Annotated in this window: 17 protein-coding genes; 13 read left to right on the top strand and 4 right to left on the bottom strand. The window is 60.9% G+C overall.

Annotated elements, in window-relative coordinates; genetic code table 11:
- Position 1: 1 nt before the first annotated feature.
- The 3 genes from uvrC to ASE98_RS06905 all read right to left on the bottom strand — a co-directional run bounded on the left by uvrC (position 2) and on the right by ASE98_RS06905 (position 3,040).
- The gene (uvrC, locus tag ASE98_RS06915; protein WP_060540640.1) at positions 2–1,825 is read right to left on the bottom strand and encodes an excinuclease ABC subunit UvrC; all 1,824 of its coding nucleotides are present in this window, start codon (positions 1,823–1,825) and stop codon (positions 2–4) included.
- A gap of 2 nt (positions 1,826–1,827) precedes the next feature.
- Positions 1,828–2,469: a response regulator transcription factor GacA gene (gacA, locus tag ASE98_RS06910; protein ID WP_060540639.1), complete on the bottom strand. Its 642-nt coding sequence runs from the start codon at positions 2,467–2,469 to the stop codon at positions 1,828–1,830.
- 127 nt (positions 2,470–2,596) lie between these two features.
- Positions 2,597–3,040 (bottom strand): GNAT family N-acetyltransferase, encoded by a 444-nt coding sequence (locus ASE98_RS06905; RefSeq protein WP_060540638.1) that lies wholly within the window; start codon positions 3,038–3,040, stop codon positions 2,597–2,599.
- Positions 3,041–3,659: 619 nt separating this feature from the next.
- Here ASE98_RS06905 and ASE98_RS06900 point away from each other — a divergent pair.
- From ASE98_RS06900 to ASE98_RS06840, 13 genes are all read left to right on the top strand, one after another.
- Positions 3,660–4,733: a 3-deoxy-7-phosphoheptulonate synthase gene (locus ASE98_RS06900; RefSeq protein WP_060540637.1), complete on the top strand. Its 1,074-nt coding sequence runs from the start codon at positions 3,660–3,662 to the stop codon at positions 4,731–4,733.
- A gap of 178 nt (positions 4,734–4,911) precedes the next feature.
- Positions 4,912–5,793: a lipase family alpha/beta hydrolase gene (locus ASE98_RS06895; RefSeq protein WP_060540636.1), complete on the top strand. Its 882-nt coding sequence runs from the start codon at positions 4,912–4,914 to the stop codon at positions 5,791–5,793.
- 107 nt (positions 5,794–5,900) lie between these two features.
- Positions 5,901–6,182, top strand: coding sequence for a peptidylprolyl isomerase (locus tag ASE98_RS06890; RefSeq protein WP_060540635.1), 282 nt, complete (start codon positions 5,901–5,903; stop codon positions 6,180–6,182).
- 134 nt (positions 6,183–6,316) lie between these two features.
- Positions 6,317–8,185, top strand: a complete 1,869-nt coding sequence (locus tag ASE98_RS06885; protein ID WP_060540634.1) for an extracellular solute-binding protein — start codon at positions 6,317–6,319, stop codon at positions 8,183–8,185.
- Positions 8,185–9,246: a microcin C ABC transporter permease YejB gene (locus ASE98_RS06880; protein ID WP_060540633.1), complete on the top strand. Its 1,062-nt coding sequence runs from the start codon at positions 8,185–8,187 to the stop codon at positions 9,244–9,246. Before ASE98_RS06885 ends, ASE98_RS06880 begins: the two co-directional genes overlap by 1 nt.
- On the top strand, positions 9,246–10,268 hold the full coding sequence (locus ASE98_RS06875; protein ID WP_060540632.1) for an ABC transporter permease: 1,023 nt from the start codon (positions 9,246–9,248) through the stop codon (positions 10,266–10,268). The genes ASE98_RS06880 and ASE98_RS06875 overlap by 1 nt, the downstream gene beginning before the upstream one ends.
- A 27-nt stretch (positions 10,269–10,295) precedes the next feature.
- Positions 10,296–11,873 (top strand): ABC transporter ATP-binding protein, encoded by a 1,578-nt coding sequence (locus ASE98_RS06870; RefSeq protein ID WP_060540631.1) that lies wholly within the window; start codon positions 10,296–10,298, stop codon positions 11,871–11,873.
- Positions 11,874–12,001: 128 nt separating this feature from the next.
- Complete coding sequence (locus ASE98_RS06865) at positions 12,002–13,417, top strand: sigma-54 interaction domain-containing protein (RefSeq protein ID WP_060540630.1); 1,416 nt, start codon at positions 12,002–12,004, stop codon at positions 13,415–13,417.
- A 309-nt stretch (positions 13,418–13,726) separates the two neighbouring features.
- On the top strand, positions 13,727–15,118 hold the full coding sequence (locus ASE98_RS06860) for a GntP family permease (RefSeq protein ID WP_060540629.1): 1,392 nt from the start codon (positions 13,727–13,729) through the stop codon (positions 15,116–15,118).
- Between the two features lie 7 nt (positions 15,119–15,125).
- Entirely contained in the window at positions 15,126–15,899 is a 774-nt protein-coding gene (gene hbdH / locus ASE98_RS06855) for a 3-hydroxybutyrate dehydrogenase (RefSeq protein ID WP_060540628.1), read from the top strand.
- A 198-nt stretch (positions 15,900–16,097) separates the two neighbouring features.
- Positions 16,098–18,053, top strand: coding sequence for an acetoacetate--CoA ligase (locus tag ASE98_RS06850; RefSeq protein ID WP_060540627.1), 1,956 nt, complete (start codon positions 16,098–16,100; stop codon positions 18,051–18,053).
- Between the two features lie 206 nt (positions 18,054–18,259).
- Complete coding sequence (locus tag ASE98_RS06845) at positions 18,260–20,797, top strand: PAS domain-containing hybrid sensor histidine kinase/response regulator (protein ID WP_060540673.1); 2,538 nt, start codon at positions 18,260–18,262, stop codon at positions 20,795–20,797.
- Positions 20,798–20,851: 54 nt separating this feature from the next.
- On the top strand, positions 20,852–21,127 hold the full coding sequence (locus ASE98_RS06840) for a peptidylprolyl isomerase (protein WP_007898282.1): 276 nt from the start codon (positions 20,852–20,854) through the stop codon (positions 21,125–21,127).
- A gap of 142 nt (positions 21,128–21,269) precedes the next feature.
- Here the strand turns inward: ASE98_RS06840 and ASE98_RS06835 are convergent, their stop codons facing one another.
- Entirely contained in the window at positions 21,270–22,202 is a 933-nt protein-coding gene (locus ASE98_RS06835; RefSeq protein WP_060540626.1) for a sugar kinase, read from the bottom strand.
- Between the last annotated feature and the right edge of the window lie 118 nt (positions 22,203–22,320).

Below are 22,320 nucleotides of genomic sequence, written 5' to 3'. Positions count from 1 at the left end.
TCTACTCGCTGTGCAGATTTGCATAAATCAACTCTGCGAGCTTTTTACTGATCCCGGGGGCTTTGGCGATTTCTTCGATGCTGGCACGAGACAGCTCCTGCAATCCACCAAAATGTTTCAACAAATCGCGCCGACGGGTCGGCCCGACCCCGGCGACGCCTTCCAGTGTAGACGTGCGCCGGGTTTTGCCACGCCGGGCGCGGTGGCCGGTGATGGCGAAACGGTGGGCTTCGTCGCGAATCTGCTGGATCAGGTGCAGCGCGGGGGAATCGCCGCGCAGGGTAAATTCGTGGGCAGCGTCGTTGAGGTACAAGGTTTCGAAACCGGCCTTGCGCGTCGCGCCCTTGGCCACGCCCAACAGGATGAGATCGGGCACAGCCAGTTCGTTGAGCACGTCGCGGGCCATCGACAACTGGCCCTTGCCACCGTCCACCAGCAAGATGTCCGGCAGCTTGCCCTCCCCGTCTTTCAGTTTGCTGAAGCGGCGGGTCAAGGCCTGGTGCATCGCCGCATAGTCGTCGCCGGCGGTCACGCCTTCGATGTTATAGCGGCGGTAATCTGATTTGATCGGGCCTTCGGGGCCGAACACCACGCAGGACGCCACAGTCGCTTCACCGCTGGAATGGCTGATGTCGTAGCATTCGAGGCGTTGTGGCGGCTCCTCGAGCTTGAGCACTTCTGCCAGCGCATCAAACCGCGCGGTAATGTGTTGTCGATTCGCCAGGCGTGCGCCCAGGGCCTGTTCGGCATTGGTCACCGCCAGTTGCTGCCAGCGCGCCCGAGTGCCTCGCACCCTGTGACTGATGGTCAGTTCACGACCGCGCAGCTCATCGATGGCCGCAATCAGCGTCGGAAAATCCTCGTGAACCACGTTGACGATCAACTCGCTGGGCAAGTCGCGTTCCGGGCTGCTAATGAAATACTGGCCAAGAAACGCCGCCATGACCTCGGATACGTCTTCTTCAATACCGACCTGCGGGAAGAAGTTCTTGCTGCCCAGTACCCGCCCGCCGCGCACGCTGATCAAGTGAACGCAGGCGCCCCCCGGGTTGACGAAGGCCGCGATGACATCGACATCACCCGTGCCGCCTTCCATGCTCTGCTGGTCCTGGACTCGTCGCAACAAGGCGATCTGGTCACGCAGTTCGGCGGCTCGCTCGAATTCGAGGTTGATCGCGGCTTCTTCCATGGCCGCAGACAATTCGTCGGTCAGCGCATTGCTGCGCCCTTCGAGGAACATCACCGAGTGCCGTACGTCCTGGGCGTACACCTCGGGCTCGACCAGGCCGACGCAAGGCGCCTTGCACCGTTTGATCTGGTATTGCAGGCAAGGTCGCGTGCGGTTCTTGTAGTAGCTGTCTTCACACTGGCGAACGAAAAAAGTCTTTTGCAGCAGGCTCAGGCTTTCCCGGATCGCCCCGGCGCTGGGGTAAGGACCGAAATATTTGCCCTTGGCCTTCTTCGCCCCGCGATGGATGCTCAGGCGCGGGAAGTCGCCGTCCGACAGATAGACGTAGGGATAGGATTTGTCGTCGCGAAGCAGGATGTTGTAAGGCGGACGCCATTCCTTGATCAGCGTCTGCTCAAGCAGCAAGGCTTCGGTTTCGTTGGCCGTGATGGTCGTTTCGACCTGAGCGATACGCGCCACCAGCGCAGCAGTCTTGGGCGCAAGCCCGGTCTTGCGGAAGTAGCTCGACAGGCGATTCTTGAGGTTCTTGGCCTTGCCGACGTAGAGCAACCGCGCCTCGCTGTCGAACATGCGATACACGCCGGGGCGTCCGCTGACGGTTGACAGGAAGGCGCCAGGATCAAAGGTATCGGTCATTTTCAGAGGCTGGCGTCGACCATGCCGTGACGAACCGCCAGCAGCGTCAACTCCACATCACTGCTGATCGAAAGCTTTTCGAAGATGCGGTAACGGTAGGTATTCACTGTTTTCGGGGACAGGCACAATTTATCGGAAATGATCTGCACCTTCTGGCAGCCGACTATCATCAGTGCGATCTGGATTTCGCGCTCCGACAAGGCATCGAAGGGCGAGTCGTTGGTCGGCTGGAAGGACTTGATCGCCAGTTGCTGGGCAATTTGCGGGCTGATGTAGCGTTGCCCGGCAAATACCAGGCGAATGGCCTGGACCATCTCGGACAAACCGGCACCCTTGGTCAGGTAGCCCGCGGCACCGGCTTGCAACAGCCGTGTAGGAAACGGGTCTTCCTCGCACACGGTAACCGCAACGACCTTGATATCCGGGTGGCTGCGCAACATTTTGCGAGTGGCCTCGAGACCGCCGATACCGGGCATCTTGACGTCCATCAAGACCACATCAGGTTTCAGTTCGCGTGCCTTGAGCAGGGACTCCTCTCCCGACTCGGCCTGGCCGACTACTTGCAGGCCATCGATGTCAGCCAGCATTCGTGTAATGCCTGTACGAACGAGATCATGGTCATCGACTACTAGCACCCTAATCAAGCAGACACCTCGCGAAATGGTCTTATTGAATTGCGAGACACCTTAGCAAAAAGCAACTGGCAGACCTAGCAGAAAGCGCTGGTTCAAGAGTTTCAATTCATCTTCAAAGGCTTGCCGCAAGCGTGTCTCAGCACTGCAAGCGATCAAGATCGACCTGCATTCTCAGGAAACACTCGTCCCTGCCCACCACGCGCAAGCCCTTTCGCTGATACAGGGCGTGCGCCGGATTGTTGGTGAAAACCGTCAGGCGCAACGCCGGCCGCCGCTCCCCGCGCGCAACGGTTAACACCTGATCAATCGCCCATGAGCCGGCACCCTGCCCCCGGAAAGCTTCAGTGATGTGCAATTCGCGAATGTACAGGGCTGCAGCGTCACGACTCAGGCTGACGTAACCCAGCAAGTCCTCGCCGCGGGTGATCATGCGGTTGTCGCGACCTGCCCAGGCCACGTCGAACGCTGCGTCCTGCCACAGCAAATCGTGGTGGATGTAGTAGCGCAACATGTTCCGGCAGGTCAGGTCGCGGGCGAAATCCAGATCCTCTGGAGTTGCCGGGCGCCATTCAAACTCCATCGAAGCACCATGGCAGGCAGGGAAAGGCCAAAGTGTGTCACAACTTGAGTCGTGCCCGGATGATAGAAATAGCCTTTGTGGATCGATAGCATTTTCTGATTGAATCCGCGTACCGGCCTCTAGTAAGCTCGGCTCATCCATCGGAGACAGACCATGCTCAACACCCTCTTACAGCTTCGTACCGTCAGCGCCCCGCGCTCGGTTGCGGCTGCCCGGGTGAATGACGCTTGTGCTCCGGTCAGCTTTTATTTTGGGTATTGGTTTAGCCACTGGCGCGCCTGATACCCACACGGCGCCCACTTTAAACGGGTCGCCACCAGAGAATTCTCAACCCCCGGTCGGCTTCCCGACCGGGGGTTTTGTTTTTTCAGCCCCGCACATTTTTAGCGACACACCAGACAACTTGAGGATTCAAAAATGAACTACGCCACTTATTACCGTTACGACAGTTTTACCGCCTGGCGATTTAGCAGCCTCCGCTCGGGACAGCCTGCCGCCTCCGATCGGTCACCCACAGGTGGCAAGCACACACACGCAGCCAATCCGGCCAATTGTCGAACACCCCAGTAGGGCCGAGCGCGCGGGCATCAACCCGCCGCCAGCCCAGGAAGCCTTGAATATGAACTCGTCCGCCTGCGCACTGCCGCTGTCCACCCTGAGCCCTGCCAATGAAGCGCTGACCCTGCGTCTGCCAAGCTCGTTGCAGCTCAAACAGCAATTGCCCCTCTGCAACGCCTTGACCCAGCAAGTCAGCGCCCACCGCCAGGCGGTTCGCGCGATCCTCAACGGCGAAGACTCTCGCCTTCTGGTCATCGTCGGCCCTTGCTCGATCCACGATCCGCAGTCAGCCCTGGAATACGCCGGTAACCTCGCCCGCCTGGCCGCCGAGGTCAGCGACGAAATGCTGCTGGTGATGCGCGCCTACGTCGAGAAACCCCGTACCACTGTCGGCTGGAAAGGCCTGGCCTACGATCCGCACCTGGACGGCAGCGACGACATGGCCGCAGGCCTCACGCTGTCGCGCGAACTGATACGCGAAATGCTCCGCCTCGGCCTGCCCGTTGCGACTGAACTGCTGCAACCGATGGCGGCCGGCTACTTCGACGACCTGTTGAGCTGGGTGGCCATTGGTGCCCGCACCACCGAGTCGCAGATCCATCGGGAAATGGCCAGCGGCCTGGACATGCCGGTAGGGTTCAAGAACGGAACCGATGGCGGCGTCGGTGTGGCCAGCGACGCCATGCGCTCCGCGGCCCACCCCCATCGTCATTTCGGTGTCGACAGCCAGGGCCACCCGGCAATTATTCATACCCCTGGCAATTCGGATACGCACCTGGTACTGCGCGGCGGTCATCGCGGAGCCAACTACGACCGCAACAGCGTCGCCCAGGTGAAGAGTGACCTGACCCGACTGAAGATCCCGGCGCGGATCATGGTCGATTGCAGCCACGCCAACAGCGGCAAGGACCCGCTGCGTCAACCGGCAGTGTTCAACGATGTACTCGAACAACGCCTGCAAGGCGATCGCTCGCTGATGGGTGTGATGATCGAAAGCCACTTGTTCGAGGGTTGCCAAGCGCTGGGCTCGACGTTGCAGTACGGCGTCTCGGTGACGGATGGCTGCCTGGGCTGGACCGACACGGAACAACTGTTGCGTCAGGCTGCACAAAGGCTGCGGGCAGACAGGGCTTAACCACTGTGAAAGGTGCCGAAACACTGCGACGAAGAACGCGACACAATCCGGGCTTTCGTACTGCCCCTATGCCGTTTTCTTCAGACCGGGGCGGACCTTTCATACATCCCGCCACCGCCCAGTGTTTTAGAGTGAGGCGCAATTTCACTCACCAGAACGTCTGCGCAAAGGTACGAATATGCAAAGGAATGCAAACACCTGCTACCCGATACTGCTGGTTCATGGATTATTGGGCTTCGATCGGATCGGCAAATTCGAGCTCTTTCATGACATCAGGCAAGCCCTGAGAAATGCGGGGGCGAGAGTATTCGTCCCGCACTTGTCGGCCACCCATAGCAACGAGATACGCGGTGATCAGTTGCTGGGGCAGATCGAACGGGTGTTGCAAGGAACGGGCTCCAGCAAAGTCAACCTGATCGGCCATAGCCAGGGTGCACTGGCCGCGCGTTATGCCGCAGCGATGGATCCGGCCGCGATTGCCTCGGTGACTTCGGTCAGTGGGCCAAACCATGGCTCGGAGCTGGCCGATTTCCTGCGCAAGGCGCTCACGCCAGGACGTCTGCCGGAAAAGGTCGCCGACAAAGCCGTGACGCTGTTCGCCGATTTGCTCGCGGCGCTCAGCGACGATCATTACATGCCGCAGAGCGCTATCGCCGCCCTGAACGCCCTGACCACCGAGGGTGTGGGGGCTTTCAACGACAAGTACCCTCAGGGGCTACCGCAAAACTGGGGCGGCATGGGCCAGGAATTGGTCAATGGTGTTCGTTATTACTCATGGAGCGGTGTCCTGCAGGAACGCATCCTCGACGAAGGGCTCAACGCGCTCAACCCGTTCCACGCCATATGCCGGTCCTTTTCCCGCTTCTTCACCACCGAGGCCGACCAGAACGACGGCATGGTCGGGCGTTACAGCTCCCACCTGGGCACCGTCATCCGCTCCGACTATGCGCTGGATCACCTGGACAGCATCGCCCAGCCAGCCGGCCGGCTTCGTTCTGGCATTGACCCGGTTGAACTCTATGTACGCCACGCCGAACGCCTGATCAATGCCGGGTTATAAGAAGTGTCCCGCCGCGAATCCCGCGCACCAGGGAACTTTGAGGAGAAATACATCACTGAATCCGGTAGGCTCAGCACTTTACCGAACATTGAAAGGAGTATTTTTCCATGGCTAAAGCCTCTGCCCGTCACATCCTTGTTGCCAGCGAAGCCAAGTGCAACGAACTCAAGGCCCAAATCGAGGGCGGTGCCGATTTCGGCGAAGTTGCCAAGGCAAACTCCACTTGCCCATCCAGCCGTCAGGGTGGTGACCTGGGTTCGTTCGGTCCTGGCCAGATGGTCAAGGAATTCGACACCGTAGTCTTCAGCGCGCCGCTCAATGTCGTGCAAGGCCCGGTCAAGACCCAGTTCGGCTATCACCTGCTGGAAGTGACCAGCCGTCAGGACTGATCGATTCGCGCAATTTGCATGCAACGGCCCGCCTTTTGGCGGGCCGTTGTGTTTCGCACACGTAATAGGCTGGCGAGGGACGCGCCGCTAGCGTACAAATTGTCGTTAACGACCACCCGGCTCTAAGACTGACAATGCGACTGGCTTTCCCGACCCTGTTGTTCACTGCCGTGGCCCTGCTATTGAGTGCCGCTGGTGTGAATGCCGCACCACAACATGCAATGACCGTGTACGGCGAACCGGCCAAATACCCTGCCGGTTTCAGTCATTTCGACTACACCAATGCCCAGGCCCCCAAGGGTGGTGCCATGCGTCGTTCGGCGATCGAAATCGGGCACTTCGACCATATATTGCCCTACATCGACAAGGGTATCGGCGTCGCACAGATCGACGGCCTGCTCTACTCCCCTCTGGCCCAGCGCTCGCTCGATGAACCTTATACCGTGTACGGCCTGGTGGCGCAGACAATGGAGCGTTCCGAGGACGGCCTGTCCTTGCGTTTCCAGCTCAACCCCAACGCGCGTTTTGCCGATGGCAAACCGATCACTGCCCAAGACGTGCACTATACCTTCGACTTGCTGATGACCCAGGGCAGCCTGCGTTATCGCACCCAGTTCGCCGACGTCAAAAGCGTCGAAGTGGAAGCGCCGCTGACCGTTCGCTTCGATTTCAAAAACAATCAAAACCGCACCCTGGCGCTGGACATCGCGACCTTGCCGGTGCTTCCCCAGCACTGGTGGAGCACCCGCGACTTCGCCGATGGCGGCGGTTACGAGCCCCCCCTGGGCAGCGGTCCATATAAAGTGAGCAAGGTCGACTCCGGGCGCAGCATCACCTTCGAACGCAACCCCGACTGGTGGGGCAAGGACTTGCCGGTCAGTCGCGGACTGTACAACTTCGACCTGTTCAGCATCGAGTACTTCGGCGATACCGACGTGGCACGCCAGGTACTGCGCGGTGGTGCCTACGACTACAACCGCGAGTTTTCCGCCACCGGATACTCCATCGGCTACGAAAGCCCGGCCCTGAGCGACGGCCGCCTGCAAAAGGCCCATCTGGCGACCCAGGCGCCGCAGCCGTCCCAGGGTTTTGTGTTCAATCTGCAAAAACCGATGTTCCAGGATCGCCGGGTGCGTCAGGCGCTGGTGATGCTCTGGGATTTCGAATGGAGCAACCGGCAGATGATGCGCAACCTGTACATCCGCCAGCAGAGCTTCTTTTCCAACACGGACCTTGCCGCCCGACAATTGCCGGATGCCGGCGAGCTGGCGATTCTCGAACCCTTGCGCGGGCAGATTCCCGACGAAGTTTTCACCCAGGTGTTCGAGGCACCGAAAACCGATGGCAGCGGCCTGATTCGCGACAAGCAATTGCAAGCTCTGGACTTGCTCGAACAGGCCGGCTGGAAACCGGACGGTGATCATCTGGTCAACGCCAACGGTGAGCCACTGAGCTTTACCTTCCTGGTCAGCCAGAACGGTCTGGACCGTTTGCTGCTGCCTTATAAGCGCACCTTGAAACAGATCGGCATCGACCTGAACATCCGCCGCATCGATTCGTCCCAGTACGTCAACCGCCTGATGAGCCGCGACTACGACATGATCGTCACCGGCTACCCGGTCACCACCTCTGCGGGGGGCGAGTTGTTCAACTATTTCGGCTCGGTGGCGGCGACCGATCCGGGCTCCAACAACTACATGGTGTTGAGCAACCCTGCGGTGGACAGCCTGATCAAAGGCCTGGTGCGGGCCGATACCCAGCCTGAAATGCTGCGCTATGCCCACGCGCTGGACCGGGTGCTGCAATGGAACTACTACTGGATTCCCAACTATTACCCACCGGGCACCTCCACAGTATGGTGGAACCGCTTCGGCATCCCGGACGTGCAGGCGAGCAATGACGAAGCCATCGAAAGCTGGTGGGAAATGAGCCGCACACCACTGACCAACCAGCAAATGACCGCCGAGCGCATCCGCCGAGGCAGACCCGGAGGGCCGCACTGATGTGGGCTTACATATTGCGGCGCCTGCTGTTGATCATCCCGACGCTGGTGATCATCCTGCTGGTCAACTTCGTCATCGTCCAGGCCGCGCCGGGCGGGCCGGTGGAACAGGCCATCGCCCACCTGCAAGGCATAGGCGGTGCCGCGGTCGGCGGCGGTTCCAGTGAAGCCATGAGCGGCACTTCCCGGGCCAGTCGCGGCCTGGATCCAAAGCTGATCAAAGACATCGAAAAACAGTACGGTTTCGACAAACCGGCCCACGAGCGCCTGTGGCTGATGCTCACCAGTTACGCACGCCTGGACTTCGGCAAAAGCTTCTTCCGGGGCGCCACGGTCACTGACCTGATCCTGGAAAAAATGCCGGTCACCATTTCCCTCGGGTTATGGGCGACGCTGATCACCTACCTGGTGTCGATTCCCCTGGGCATCCGCAAGGCTGTGCACCATGGCAGCCATTTCGATATCTGGAGCAGCACCGCGATCATCATCGGCTACGCCATGCCGGCATTCCTGTTCGCCATGTTCCTGATCGTGGTATTTGCCGGCGGCACCTCGTTGAACTGGTTCCCGGTTCGCGGGCTGGTCTCGGACAACTTCGATTCGCTGTCGACCCTGGGCAAGGTCGCCGATTACTTCTGGCACCTGGTCCTGCCGGTGACGGCGCTGGTGATCGGCGGTTTCGCCACACTCACCATCCTGACGAAAAACTCGTTCCTCAATGAAATCACCCGTCAATACGTGGTCACCGCCCGCGCCAAGGGCTTGAGCGAGCGGCGGGTGCTGTACGGCCACGTGTTCCGCAACGCCATGCTGCTGGTGGTATCGGGCATCCCCCAGGCCTTTATCAGCGTGTTCTTTGCCGGCTCGCTGCTGATCGAAGTGATCTTCTCCCTCGATGGTCTGGGGCGCATGAGTTACGAAGCCGCGGTGTCGCGGGACTATCCGGTGGTGTTCGGTTCACTGTTCATCTTCACCCTGTTCGGCCTGCTGATAAAACTGGTCGGCGATCTTTGCTACACCCTCGTCGACCCGCGCATCGACTTCGCCGCGAGGAATGCCTGATGCTCAAGCTTTCTCCGCTGGCCCGTCGCCGCTTCGAGCGCTTCAAGAAAAACCGTCGTGGCTGGTGGTCGCTGTGGTTGTTTATCGGTCTGTTCATGCTGACCCTGGGCGGCGAACTGATCGCCAACGACAAACCGCTGATGGTCAGTTATCAGGGCCAGTGGTACTTCCCTGCCCTCAAGCGCTATACCGAACAGGAGTTCGGCGGGCAGTTGCCGTTCCAGGCCGATTACCGCAGCGACTACGTACAGCAGCTGATCAAGAAAGACGGCGGCTGGCTGCTGTTTCCGCCGATCCCGTTCAGCGACGACACGCCGAACTATGACCTGAACAAACCGGCACCCAGCCCGCCCTCCAGCGTGAATTGGCTGGGCACCGACGACCAGGCCCGCGATGTATTGGCCCGGGTGATTTTCGGCGCCCGGGTGTCGATCCTGTTTGCCTTGATGCTGACCCTTGTCAGTGCCCTGATCGGCATCGCCGCCGGCGCCCTGCAAGGATACTACGGTGGCTGGGTCGATCTGCTCGGCCAGCGCCTGCTCGAGGTCTGGTCCGGTTTGCCGGTGCTGTACCTGCTGATCATCCTCTCGGGATTCGTCGAACCGAATTTCTGGTGGCTGCTGGGGATCATGGCGCTGTTTTCATGGTTGGCGCTGGTGGACGTGGTGCGCGCCGAGTTCCTGCGCGGGCGCAACCTGGAATACGTCAAAGCCGCTCGCGCATTGGGCCTGACCGACCGCAAAGTCATCGTGCGGCACATTCTGCCCAATGCCATGAATGCGACCTTGAGTTACCTGCCGTTCATTCTGACCGGGGCCATCTCGACCCTGACGGCGCTGGACTTTCTCGGCTTCGGCATGCCCGCCGGCAGCGCTTCGCTGGGCGAACTGATCGGCCAGGGCAAGCAGAACCTGCAAGCCCCCTGGCTGGGGCTAACCGCATTCTTCACCCTGGCGCTGATTCTTTCCCTACTGGTGTTTATCGGCGAGGCGTTGCGCGATGCGTTCGACCCTCGCTCCTGAAGACATGGCCATGCAACGGACATTGATATGCTTAACCTGATCGAAATCCGTGACCTCAGCGTCGCCTTCAGCGGCCAGACCGTGGTGCGCAACCTGAACCTGGATATCCGCCCCGGCGAATGCCTGGCGCTGGTCGGCGAGTCGGGCTCGGGCAAGTCGGTCACCGCCCACTCGATCCTGCAATTGCTCCCCGAATGCGGCACCGAGACGACCGGCAGCATCCGTTATCGCGGCCAGGAGCTGGTGGGGGCCGAGGGCAAAAAACTGCGTCAGTTGCGCGGCAATCGCATTGCGATGATTTTCCAGGAGCCGATGACCTCGCTCAATCCGCTGCACAGCATCGAAAAGCAGATTGGCGAGACGTTGCTGGTGCATAAAGGCCTGGCCGGTAAAGCGGCGCGGGCACGGATTCTTGAACTGCTGCATCTGGTGGGCATTCAGAAAGCCGAGGAACGACTCAAGGCCTATCCGCATCAATTGTCCGGGGGCCAGCGTCAGCGGGTGATGATTGCCATGGCCCTGGCTTGCGAGCCGGAGTTGCTGATCGCCGACGAGCCGACCACCGCACTGGATGTGACGGTGCAGCGCAAGATCCTGTTGCTGCTCAAATCCCTGCAACATCGGCTGGGCATGTCGCTGCTGCTGATCAGCCACGACCTCAACCTGGTGCGCAGCATCGCCCAGCGGGTGTGCGTGATGAAGGCCGGGGAAATTGTCGAGCAGGCGCCTTGTGAAACGCTCTTCAACGAGCCGAAACACCCTTACAGCTGCGAGCTGTTGAACGCCGAACCGGAAGGTGAAGCCCTGCCCCGAGACCAGCGCGAAAACGTACTGGAGGTGGATAATTTGCAGGTGCAGTTCGCCGTCAGTGGCGGCCTGTTCCAGCGCAAGACGTACCTCAAAGCCGTGGACGGCATCAGCCTGAACATCCAGCGCGGCAAAACCCTGGGCATTGTCGGCGAATCCGGTTCGGGCAAGTCCACTCTGGGTCAGGCGATCCTGCGTCTGCTCGATTCCGAAGGCAGCATTCGCTTCCAGGGCGAGGCGCTGGACGGCTTGACGCAAAAGCAGCTGAGGCCGTGGCGCAAGAAGATGCAGGTGGTGTTTCAGGACCCTTTCGGCAGCCTCAGCCCCAGAATGTCCGTGGCGCAGATCATCAGCGAAGGCCTGCAAGTGCATCGTCAGCTGAGCGCCGAGCAATGTAATGCTGAAGTTAAACGGGCACTGACGGAGGTCGGCCTCGACCCGCAGAGCCGTCATCGCTACCCTCACGAATTTTCCGGCGGCCAACGCCAACGCATCGCCATTGCCCGGGCACTGGTGCTCAAGCCCGAATTGATCCTGCTCGATGAGCCGACCTCGGCGCTGGACCGCACCGTGCAAAAACAGGTGGTCGCCCTGCTCCGCCAGCTTCAGGAAAAATACGGATTGACCTACCTGTTCATCAGCCATGACCTTGCGGTGGTGCGCGCCCTGGCTCACGACATGATCGTGATCAAGGATGGCAAAGTGGTGGAAAGCGGCGCCAGCCATGACGTGTTCGATTCGCCGCAGCATCCGTATACCAAGGAGCTGTTGGCGGCGGCGCTTTTGGGGCATGCATGATTCAGTGCCAGGCTTCAGACCGCGTCGCGACAATCGCGAGCAGGCTCACTCCCACAGGGGACCGCATTCCCTGTGAGCTGCCGCAGGCTGCGATCTTTTGATCTTGATCCCAAAAATGGACGCTACAGATGAACACCACCGAAAACCTCAAGGACTACCAGCGCGTGCGCCTGCTGGCGATCCGCTCGCTGTTCGAGATCATCGAGCAATCCAGCGAAGGCACGGTGATTGTCGACCGCGACGCCAACATCGTCTGGATGAACGAGCGCTATGCCCGCCGTTTCGGCCTGGAATCGGCGGAAATTGCCATCGGTAAACCCTGCGAAAGCGTTATTCCCGGCAGTCTGTTGCGCGAAGTGGTGCGCACTGGTCGGCCGATATTGCTCGACATGCAGGACACCTCAAAAGAACCGCTGGTGGTCATGCGCCTGCCAATTCACGACGACACCGGCGTGGTGATCGGCGCCATCGGCTTTGCCCTGTTCGATGAATTGCGCAGCCTTTCACCCATGCTCAAGCGCTACATGAGCATGCAGGAAGAACTGGCCTCCACCCGCTCGCTGTTACGCGCGCGGCAGACCAAGTACAACTTCGCCCACTTCATCGGCACCAGCGCAGCCAGCCTCGAAGTCAAGCGCCGTGCCCGACGCAGTGCCAGCACCGAATCGCCGGTGTTGCTGCTGGGCGAAACCGGCACGGGCAAGGAGTTGCTGGCCCAGGCCATCCACAATGCCTCGCCGCGAGCGCACAAGGCCTTCGTCAGCATCAACAGTGCGGCGATTCCCGAGTCGTTGCTGGAGGCCGAGTTCTTCGGCACGGCCCCTGGCGCCTTTACCGGAGCCGATCGCAAGGGCCGCGCCGGCAAGTTGCAGATCGCCCAGGGCGGCACTTTGTTCCTTGATGAAATCGGCGACATGCCGCTGCCCCTGCAAAGCAAACTGCTGCGGGTGCTGCAGGAAAAAGAGTTCGAACCGGTCGGCTCCAACGAAATGATTCAAAGCGATGTGCGAGTGATCGCCGCGACGTCCACGGACCTCGAAGCGGCCATCAAGCGCGGCGAGTTTCGCGCCGATCTGTATTACCGCCTCAATGTGTTGCCGATTCAGGTCCCGCCCCTGCGCGACCGCCTCGACGACGTGCCGGCGCTCAGTGAAGCGATCCTTGAGGAACTGCGCAGCCAGCATGAATTGCATCACGAAGCGCTGGAGCTACTGGCCCAGCACGCCTGGCCGGGGAACATTCGCGAACTGCGCAACGTACTGGAGCGAGCCGCCCTGCTTAGCGATGACTTGCGCCTGACAACTGCGGATATCCGTGCGGCCATTGGCACCTTCACCCCGGTGGAGCGTGTGGCGCCCTTGACCCTTGAGCCGCTGGCCCATGAAACGTTCAGCGCGGCGCGGGAGCGTTTCGATCGGCATTTGATTGAGACCACCCTCGCACAATGCGGCGGCAAGGTGATTGAGGCGGCGGCCCGGCTGGGGCTTGGGCGGTCGACGCTTTACAAGAAGATGGCGGCCTTGGGGATTGCCGAGTCTCAATAGTGAGATATCTATCTCTTTTTGTAGACACCGTTATTTTTGCGCTTGCGCGCATCGCCAGCAAGCCGGCTCCTACGGGTTGTAGGCGCACCAACGTACCGTGGAACACCGCTCACTTGTAGCAGCTGGCTTGCCAGCGATCATTCCAGCCGCGCAACAAATTCTCCAGAACGAGACGAATTCGCCACCCGCCGTCCCACAAACAAAATATATCGTTATATTTCAACAACTTAAGCACATGGCACAAATCTCGCTATACGCCTCTCCTACAACAGATCCACCCTACAAAAATAACAACCCAGGAGACACACCATGAGTGTGATCATTGCCTTGGCAGCCCTCGCGCTGCTGATGCTGGCTGCTTACCGTGGCTACAGCGTTATCCTTTTTGCCCCCATTGCCGCCCTCGGCGCTGTCCTGCTCACCGACCCTTCCGCCGTTGCCCCCGTCTTCACCGGCGTGTTCATGGAGAAAATGGTCGGCTTCATCAAACTCTATTTCCCCGTATTCCTGCTCGGTGCCGTATTCGGCAAGCTGATCGAGCTGTCGGGCTTCTCCCGCTCGATCGTTGCTGCCGCGATCCGCCTGCTTGGCACCCGCCAGGCGATGCTGGTGATCGTGCTGGTCTGCGCGCTGCTGACCTATGGCGGCGTTTCGCTGTTCGTGGTGGTGTTCGCGGTTTATCCCTTCGCCGCTGAGATGTTCCGCCAGAGCAATATTCCCAAACGCCTGATTCCGGCGACCATTGCCCTGGGCGCATTCTCCTTCACCATGGACGCCCTGCCCGGCACTCCGCAGATCCAGAACATCATCCCCAGCACCTTCTTCAACACCACCGCCTGGGCCGCGCCCTGGCTGGGTGTGATCGGCACCATCTTCGTGTTCTGCGCCGGCATGCTGTTTCTGCAGCGCCAGCGCAACAAGGCGCAACGCACCGGCGAAGGTTACGGCACTGATTTGCGCAACGAGCCGGAAACCGCTGCCGACATCAAGCTGCCCAATCCATGGATCGCCCTCTCGCCGCTGCTGGCGGTGGGCATCATGAACCTGTTGTTCACCCACTGGATTCCACAGTGGTACGGCAAGACCCACAGCCTGCAGCTGCCGGGCATGGCCGCTCCGGTCACCACCGAAATCGCCAAACTCACGGCGATCTGGGCGGTACAAGCCGCGCTGCTGGTGGGCATCCTGATGGTGCTGGCATTCGGTTTCCAGGCCATTCGCAGCAAGCTCGCCGAGGGCAGCAAGAGTGCGGTCAGCGGCGCACTGCTGGCAGCGATGAACACCGCGTCGGAATACGGTTTCGGTGCCGTGATCGCTTCGTTGCCGGGCTTCCTGGTACTAGCCGACTGGCTCAAGAACATTCCCGATCCGCTGGTCAATGAAGCGATTACCGTGACCCTGCTGGCCGGTATCACCGGCTCCGCGTCGGGGGGCATGAGCATTGCGCTGGCGGCGATGTCCGAGCAGTTCATCAGCGCCGCCCACGCCGCGAACATTCCCCTGGAAGTGCTGCACCGGGTCGCCGCGATGGCCAGTGGCGGCATGGACACCCTGCCGCACAACGGCGCGGTGATCACCTTGCTGGCGGTCACCGGGCTGACCCACCGCGAGGCCTATAAAGACATTTTCTGTATTACGCTGATCAAGACACTCGCGGTTTTCGTGGTGATCGGCACCTTCTACGCCACTGGCATTGTGTGAGGTATTCATGACGACTTTATCGGGCAAGACCGCACTGGTCACCGGCTCCACCAGCGGCATCGGCCTGGGTATCGCGCTCAGCCTGGCCAAGGCCGGGGCCAACCTGATCCTCAATGGTTTCGGCGACCCGTGCGAGGTCATCGCCCAGGTGCAACAGTTCGGCGGCAAGGTCGGCCATCACCCGGCCGACGTCAGCGACCCGGCACAGATTGCCCAGATGATTGCCTATGCCGAGCGCGAGTTTGGCGGCGTGGATATTCTGGTCAACAACGCGGGCATTCAGCACGTGGCAGCGGTCGAGGAGTTTCCGGAGGAGCGCTGGGATTCGATCATCGCCATCAACCTGTCGTCGGTGTTCCACAGCACCCGCCTGAGCCTGCCGGGCATGCGCGCCAAGGGCTGGGGCCGGGTGATCAACATCGCATCCGTGCATGGCCTGGTCGGCTCGGTGGGCAAGGCGGCGTACGTGGCCGCCAAGCACGGGGTGATCGGTTTGACCAAAGTGGTGGGCCTGGAAACCGCCACCAGCAATGTCACCTGCAACGCGATTTGCCCGGGCTGGGTGCTCACGCCATTGGTGCAAAAACAGATCGATGACCGCGCTGCGACCGGAATTGATCCGCAGCAGGCACAGCATGATTTGCTCGCTGAAAAGCAGCCATCGCTGGAATTCGTGACGCCACCGCAACTGGGTGAACTGGTGCTGTTCCTGTGCAGCGAGGCCGGCAGCCAGGTGCGTGGGGCGGCGTGGAATGTCGATGGCGGGTGGTTGGCGCAGTAAGCGCCTGCAAGCTCCTTGTGGCGAGGGGGCTTGTCGGACCGCCGCACCGCCCCGTTCGGCTGCGAAGCAGTCGCAAACTCTATGCTCGCGGTATACCCAGAAAATGGGGGCGCAGGGCCCGGGGTGGCTTCGCCACCCAGCGGGGGCAAGCCCCCTCGCCACAAAAGCACCCATGTATGCGATAAGAAGAGGCAAACCATGTCCGACATCCTCTGGCAACCTGACGCCAAGCGCATCACCAAGACTCGCATGGAGGCCTTTCGGCGCTTCATCAATCAGCGGCATGCTCTGAAAATCGATCACTACCCTGCCCTGCACCAATGGTCCATCGACCAGCGTGAAGATTTCTGGCTGTCCATCGTCGACTTCTTCGACATCCGCTTCCACGATCAACCCGACGCGGTGCTGCTCGAAGGCCCACAGATGCCCAGCGCCCAGTGGTTCCCCGGCGCAACCCTGAACTTTGCCGAACACCTGCTGCGCCGTCGCGACGATGCAGTGGCGGTGGTGGCTGTCGGTGAAAACGGCCAGCGCGAACAGTTGACCTGGGCTGAACTCGCGGAACATGTGGCCGGCTTTCAGAATGGTCTGAAGGCCGCCGGTGTCGGTATTGGCGACCGGGTCGCCGCGTGCATGCCCAACACCTGGCAAACCCTGGTGGCCATGCTCGCCACCACCAGCCTCGGGGCGATCTGGTCCTGTTCTTCACCGGACTTCGGCACCCAGGGGGTGGTTGACCGGTTCGGCCAGATCGAACCGAACGTGCTGGTCACCTGCGCCGGTTACCGTTACGCCGGCAAGGAGATCGACCAGACTGCCAAGATCAACGAGATTCTCGAGCGCCTGCCATCATTGCAACAGCTGGTTGTCGTGCCCTACGCGCGAGCGCAGGCGCACATCGAAGATTTCCGCACGCAGGCCAACGTGACGCTGTGGGACGACTTTTACGACCCCGGCGGCGAGCCGGACTTTGTCCCGGTGCCATTCACCCATCCGCTGTACATCCTCTACTCCAGCGGCACCACCGGGGTGCCCAAGTGCATCATCCACAGCACCGGCGGCGTGCTCCTGCAACACGTCAAGGAGCACGGCCTGCATTGCGATCTCGGCCCCGGCGATCGCCTGTTCTACTACACCACCTGCGGCTGGATGATGTGGAACTGGCTGGTCTCGGCCCTGGCCGTGGGCAGCGCCGTGGTGCTGTACGATGGCTCGCCGTTCCATCCCGATAACTCGCGCTTGCTGGAGCTGATCGACGACGAGCGCATCAGTGTCTTCGGGACCAGCCCCAAATACCTCGCCACCCTGGAAAGCAGCGGTGTCAGGCCCAGGTCCAGCCACGATCTGGACAGCCTGAAAACCCTGCTCTGCACCGGTTCTGCCCTGGCACCGAAAAGCTACGACTACGTCTACCGCGACTTCAAACCCGACGTGCGCCTGGCATCGATGTCGGGTGGTACCGATATCGTTTCCTGCTTCGTCAACGGCAACCCTTGGCTACCGGTGCGTCGTGGAGAAATCATGGGCAAGAGCCTGGGCATGGCGGTGGAAGTCTGGAATGACGAGGGTCAGCCGGTGATTGGCGAAAAAGGCGAGTTGGTCTGTACCCGCCACTTCCCGGCGATGCCCGTCGGCCTGTGGAATGATCCTGACGGGAAGAAACTGCTGGCCTCGTATTTCAGCCAGTTCCCCGGCGTATGGGCCCAGGGCGATTATGCCGAGCAGTTGCCCCACGGCGCGATGATGATCCACGGACGCTCGGACGCGGTACTCAATCCCGGCGGCGTGCGCATCGGCACCGCGGAAATCTATCGTCAGGTAGAGAAAGTCCCGCAGGTACTCGACAGTGTCGCCATCGGCCAGCAGTGGCAGGAAGACGTGCGCGTGGTGCTGTTCGTGCGATTGCACGATGGCGTCGAACTGGACGAGGAGCTGCAGCAGCAGATTCGCCAGGTGATCCGCGCCAACACCACACCGCGCCACGTGCCGGCTAAGATTGTCGCGGTCACGGACATTCCCCGGACCATCAGCGGCAAGGTGGTTGAACTGGCGGTGCGTAACGTCGTGCACGGGCAGAAAGTGAAAAACACCGATGCACTGGCCAACCCCGAAGCCCTGGAGCAATTTCGTGACCGTCCTGAACTGAAAACCTGAGGTTGCGCCCCCCCTGTGGGAGCGGGCTTGCTCGCGAAGGCGGTGTGTCAGTCGGCATCATTGAGAACTGATACTCCACCTTCGCGAGCAAGCCCGCTCCCACAGGGTGCCTGCAACGTGAACCGCTCACCCCACCGAATCCTCCAGCATCGCCCAGCTGTGCAAGAATAGGCACAGCCATGCCGACTTATGCGCAGGACTTCTCGATGAATGCAGCACCGACCGCCAGCGATGCCCAGGCCCTGATTGCCCGACTGGACTGGGAAAACAGTCCGCTGGGCGCTGCCAGCAACTGGCCACAGAGCCTGCGAACCGCCGTGGATATCGTGATTCACTCACCGATGCCGATGCTGTTGCTGTGGGGCCCGCAGCTGACGCAGATCTACAACGACGGTTTCGCCCTGCTGGCCGGCAGTAAACATCCGCAGGCTTTCGGGCAACCGACGCACGAGATCTGGCCTGAGCTGAAGGACTTCACCGATCCGATTTACCACGCGGTGCTGCAAGGTCAGGTGCGCACCTACAGCGAACAGCGCTTCACCCTTCAAGGCGAAGCCCAGGAATCCGACCTCTGGCTGGACCTTACCTACAGCCCCATTCGTGACGAAAATACCGAGGTCGCGGGAATTCTGGTCACGGCCATCCAAACCAACGAACGCCGACGCATCGCTCTGGAGCTCGAACAACGTTCGGCCGCCAGCCTCAAGGCCCAGCGCGAAACCGAAGAACGCTTGCAACTGGCCCTCGCCGCCACTGACGCGGTCGGTACCTGGGATTGGGACATCAGCGAGGACCGCTTCATCGCTGACGCGCATTTCGCCCAGTTACATGGCATCGATCCGGCCAAGGCCAATCATCTGCCAATCAGCGAATACCTTAATGGCGTGCACCCCGAGGACCGCGCCCTGATCACCCGCAGCATCAGGCACTGCATCACCCAAGGCAGCGAGTACGCCGAAGAATATCGCCTGCTGCAAGCGGATGGGGAGCTGCGCTGGGTGTTTGCCCGTGGCCGTTGCTACAAGGATCACCATGACCGCCCGATCCGCTTCCTCGGTGCAGCCCTTGATCTTACCGAGCGCAAACAAACCGAACAGGCCCTGCGCCAGAGCCAGACCGAGCTGCAGCTGATCATCAACGCCATGCCAATCCTGATCAGCTACGTCGACCGCGAGGAACGCTTTCGCCTGAACAATGCCGCTTACCTCGACTGGTACGGCCTGACGCCTCAGGAACTCTATGGCCGGACCATTGTTGAAGTGCTCGGAAAAGAAGCCTACGCGCTGCGTGCGTCCTACGTCGCCGAAGCACTGTCCGGCAGACCCTGCAGCTTCAGCATTAGCACCCCACATCGCGACGGCAGCATCCGCCAGGCCCTGATGAATTATCTGCCGCGCCACGGGGCGGATGGCACGGTCAACGGTTTCTACATCTTCGTGATCGACGAAACCGAGCGCAAACAGACCGAGGAAGCTCTGCGTAACCTCAATGAAACCCTGGAAGAACGGGTGGCTGCCCGCACCCGGCAACTGGCGCAAGCCAACGAACGCCTGCAAAACGAGATGTGCGAGCGCGAACGCGCCGAAGAAGCGCTGCGCCATGCGCAGAAGATGGAAGCGGTCGGCCAGCTCACCGGCGGCATTGCCCACGACTTCAACAACATGCTCACCGGCATCATCGGCAGCCTTGACCTGATGCAGCGCTACATTGCCGAAGGCCGTGTCGACGAAATTACCCGCTTCACCGAGGCGGCCGTGTCCTCGGCCAACCGCGCCGCCGCCCTCACCCATCGCCTGCTGGCGTTCTCCCGGCGCCAGTCGCTCAATCGCAAGCCGCTCAACGCCAATGAGCTGATCCATTCGCTGGAAGATTTGCTCAGCCGCACCAAGGGCGACCACATCGAACTCAAACTGCAATTGACCGAGAACGTCTGGCGGGTCAACACCGATGTCAGTCAACTGGAAAATGCCTTGCTCAACCTGGTGATCAACGCACGGGATGCCATGCCCGACGGCGGCGAGCTGTTGATCGAAACGGCCAACGTGTATCTCGATGGCAGCGACATCACCACGCTGGAACAGGTCAACGCCGGGGACTACCTGATGATTGCCGTCAGCGACAACGGCATCGGCATGACACCATCGGTATTGTCCAAGGCATTCGATCCCTTTTTCACCACCAAACCCATTGGCCAGGGCACCGGCCTGGGGTTGTCGATGATCTACGGTTTCGCCCAGCAGTCGGGCGGCCATGTCACCCTGTCCAGCCTGCCAGACCGGGGCACCTGTGTGCGCCTGTATCTGCCGCGTCTGGACGGCACCGAACAGGTGGCGGAGCCGCAGCCGCTGGTGGGCGAAGCACCGCCAGTCATTGCCGGGGAAACCGTAGTGCTGGTGGAAGACGATTCAGCGGTGCGCATGCTGGTGCTCGATCTGTTGAACGAGCTCGGTTACCGCGCCTACGAAGCCGAAGACGCCAGTGCCGCCCTGCCCATGCTCGAGTCCGACTTGCGGGTGGACCTGCTGGTGACCGACGTCGGCCTGCCGGGGATGAATGGCCGGCAACTGGCGGAAATCGCCCGCCAGCATCGTCCCGAATTGAAAGTGCTGTTCATGACCGGCTACGCGGAAATCGCCGCCGAACGCCAGGGCTTCCTCGAGCACGGCATGGACATGGTGTCCAAACCATTTACCATCGACCTGCTGGCCAACAAGATTCGCACGATGATCGGCCATGCCCGCTGACTTGAGGCATAATCGCGCGCCCCGTTGTCACCGCCGTTGCAAGGTAACCGCCCCATGAAAGCTCAAGCCCGCCATATTCTGGTGAAAACCTCGGAAGAAGCCGAGCAACTCAAGCAGCGCATCGCCAAAGGCGAAGCCTTTGATGTGCTGGCGAAAAAATACTCCACCTGCCCGTCCGGCAAACGTGGTGGCGACCTTGGTGAGGTCAGGCCCGGCCAGATGGTCGGCGTGATCGATGCGGTGATCTTCAAGAAACCGCTGCGAGTGGTGCATGGGCCGATCAAGAGCAAGTTTGGTTATCACCTTGTGCAGGTGTTTTACCGGGATTGATGGGCTGGCTTGAAAGCCCCCTTCGCGAGCAAGCCCGCTCCCACATTGGATTTTGTGAGTCGGCAAAATATGCCACCACCCCCCATCCCTGTGGGAGCGGGCTTGCTCGCGAACCGATGGCGTAGCCAGCGGCCATCCACCACTATTTCGCAATCAACGCCCCCGACACCTGAATCACCCGACTCGCCAACCGATGCCCGGCCTCAGCCGCCTCCACAGGGCTTGCGCCCTTGAGCCTTGAAGCCAGGTACGCCGCGCTGAACGAATCCCCCGCCGCCGTCGTATCAACCACCCGCTCGACCTTTTGCGCCGGCACTTCGAACGACTCGCCGGCGCATCGAATCAGGCACGCATCGGCGCCCCGCTTGAGTACCACTTCAGGCGTGCCGATCTGTTGGTAAGCGGCAAACACGGCATCGCAGTCGGCAAAATCGAACAGTGCCTGCTCGTCATCGACGGTCAACAACGCCAGGTCGACATAGGGCAATACGCTGCGATAAGCCGCGCGCGCCTCTTCGGCCGAGGCCCACAAGCGTGGCCGGTAATTGTTGTCGAAGACAATCCGCGCATCGCGCTGTCGTGCTTCTATCAGGGTTTGCAGCAACTTCTCCCGTCCCTGCGCGCCAAGCACTGCCAGGGTGATCCCGCTGAAATACAACAGATCGTAATCGGGCAGCGCCGCGAGAATCGGCGCTGCGGCCGGGGTGGTGAAACAATCACGCACGGCCGCTTCATTGCGCCAGTAAAGAAAACGCCGCTCACCCGCGGCGTCGGTCTGGATGCAATACAGCCCCGGCAAGCGCCCAGGCAGACGCTGGACCATGCCCACACCGACGTTTTCCGCAGCCCAGCTTTGGCTCATGGCATCGCTGAAACTGTCGTCACCCAGGGCGGTGACGTAATCCACACTGCCGGCCGCCCCCAATTCGCGGGACAGGTAGACCGCGGTGTTCAAGGTGTCGCCGCCGAAGCTCTGCTGCAGACTGCCGTCGGCACGTTGCTGCAACTCGATCATGCATTCGCCAATCAGGGCGATGCGCGGAGTGTTGGGGCCCAGGGTGCTGATGGTGTTCATATGGCGGCTCTCTGTGTTTCGGTGGTGTCTGGCAGGACGCCATCGCCGGCAAGCCGGCTCCTGCAAGGTAGGGGTGACCGCCAGATTCTGCGGTCGACACAAAGCTGTAGGAGCCGGC

Origin of the sequence: Pseudomonas sp. Leaf48 (assembly GCF_001421885.1) — a bacterium.
Taxonomy (GTDB): domain Bacteria; phylum Pseudomonadota; class Gammaproteobacteria; order Pseudomonadales; family Pseudomonadaceae; genus Aquipseudomonas.
The sequence above is the reverse complement of the archived record's forward strand: the minus strand, read 5'-3'. Positions and strand labels throughout refer to the sequence as shown.